Source organism: Plantibacter lichenum (assembly GCF_050587525.1).
Classification (GTDB): Bacteria; Actinomycetota; Actinomycetes; order Actinomycetales; family Microbacteriaceae; genus Plantibacter.
Genome location: NZ_JBOBFT010000025.1, coordinates 1 through 1722 on the forward strand (window position 1 = coordinate 1; position 1722 = coordinate 1722).

Here is a 1722-nt window from a genome sequence, read left to right on the forward strand (position 1 = left end):
GAGCGTTGCCGGAGACCCGAGCGTTGCCGTAGACCTGAGCGTTGCCGGAGACCCAAGCGTCGCCGGAGACCCGAGCGTCGCCGTTCGCCAACTGCTCGGACTCGATCCAGCCGCCGACGTCGCCCTTCTTGACGCTGGTTCGGGGGATGTCTCGGAGGGCCCGGATCTGTTTCACCGTGTACCCGTGGAGGTTGACTTTCGTTTCGCCTGTGAACTCGTAGAGGTCGCTCATGTTCTGTCTCGTTTCTTGTGGATGAGAGCCCACCCGACGAACAGGAGGGCCAAAGGGATGAGGACGGCCCCGTTCACCGGGTAACCGTTCAGGATTTGGAAGAGGAGGATCGTGCCGGAGGTCAAGATCTGGACGATGCAGAAGACACGCAGCCAGGTCGTGAACGGGATCATTCGCCGACCCACCCTTGGTGCGACCCCTTGCAGTCCGGGCACTCCCAGTACCAGGTGCCGTCGTCGTGGTCGTAGTCGACGATCGCCAGTTCATCGAAGTGGCAGAAGGCGCAGTGAACGCGCTCTTCTCTCGGGTCAGCACCCTCACCAGACGTAGCCATCAGGGTCTCCCCGGATCAGTGGCGCGTGGGGCAGCCCGCTTGGCGAGATACTTCACTCGCCGAGCGAACGCTTCGTCTCGGTTGAGCTCGTCCGAGATTCTCCTTGCTTTCGTCAGGGTGAGATTGACGGAGTACGTCAGCCGTGGTTCCCAACCATGAAGCCAGGTATTGCGGTAGAGCTTGATCACTTTCCACCTGCGCCCAGATGAGCGGACGACCCAGTCCTGACGAGGCATCATCGACCTCCGAAAGTCTCGGAGTCCCCACCAACAGGACGAACCGGCAGGTACGTTTCCAACGCGACAGAGAACCGACGCTCAGTCGCCAACTCGTCCTCAGCTGCGTGACGTCTCTCTGTCTCCTCCACGTTCGCCAGGTACAGCACACGGGCGGCACCCCACGCGAGGATCCCCCACCAGATGAGCGCGAGGACAAGGATGGACAGGATCACGATCGCGGCGGTCATGAGGCACCGCCCTTGAACGCGAACCCGAGCCAGCCGTCGTCCAAGACGAAGTGACCGATGACTTCGTCCCCGCCGTCAGGACGGGTGACTTCGATCCGCGTGATCAGCTCGGCGCGGGGCGCGTACTCACCCGTGCCCCGCTTAATCAGCAGCCGCTCCCACTCTTCGAGAGACTTCGCGACCCTACGAAGGTCGTCAGCGGTGAATGGAGTGCTCATGATGTCTGTCCTTTCGGCGCGAACTGTCGCGCGGCTTCTGTGTAGTTGTTTGCGTGCCCCCGGCCGTACTCGAAACGGCTCGACTCCCAAACGTGAACTCGGGGGCGATGGATCAGGACGCAGCCTTGGCAGTGCCGCCGAAGAACGCGACAGCGACGAGGCCGAGCCAGAAGGTGTTCCAGAAGTTGATGCCGACGTTCTGGATGTCGGTGACGTTCCAAACGACCATCGCGATCGCAAGAACGAACACTGCTGCGGCTACGACTACCGCGAGAACTGCGAGCAAGAAAATGACAAACCCGTCCATGGGTCTCCTTTCATGTGGCTATCTGCCGTGTCGTCCCAGGGGTTCGAACCCTGCACCGCCCCGAAAGGCGATCTGCCGATGGTGAACGACGCCCCCTCCTGTCTCGTTCAGCGATGGGGACCTCTCCCACTGACACGCTCCCTCCAAGACAGGAAGGGGTACTGC

At 61.7% G+C, this 1722-nt stretch carries 5 protein-coding genes; all 5 read right to left on the reverse strand.

What is annotated here, in order from left to right:
* Nucleotides 1-232, reverse strand: a 232-nt coding sequence (locus ACQ3HB_RS20510; RefSeq protein ID WP_430922697.1) for a hypothetical protein, incomplete at its 3' end; no start/stop codon positions are given.
* Nucleotides 229-405, reverse strand: coding sequence for a hypothetical protein (locus tag ACQ3HB_RS20515; RefSeq protein WP_430922698.1), 177 nt, complete (start codon nucleotides 403-405; stop codon nucleotides 229-231). The genes ACQ3HB_RS20515 and ACQ3HB_RS20510, both read right to left, overlap by 4 nt.
* A complete protein-coding gene (locus ACQ3HB_RS20520; protein WP_430922699.1) occupies nucleotides 402-566 on the reverse strand; it encodes a hypothetical protein in 165 nt (54 codons plus the stop codon). The genes ACQ3HB_RS20515 and ACQ3HB_RS20520 overlap by 4 nt, the downstream gene beginning before the upstream one ends.
* Nucleotides 567-1028: 462 nt before the next feature.
* Entirely contained in the window at nucleotides 1029-1250 is a 222-nt protein-coding gene (locus tag ACQ3HB_RS20525) for a hypothetical protein (protein WP_430922700.1), read from the reverse strand.
* A gap of 112 nt (nucleotides 1251-1362) precedes the next feature.
* The gene (locus ACQ3HB_RS20530; RefSeq protein WP_430922701.1) at nucleotides 1363-1557 is read right to left on the reverse strand and encodes a hypothetical protein; all 195 of its coding nucleotides are present in this window, start codon (nucleotides 1555-1557) and stop codon (nucleotides 1363-1365) included.
* Nucleotides 1558-1722 lie beyond the last annotated feature (165 nt).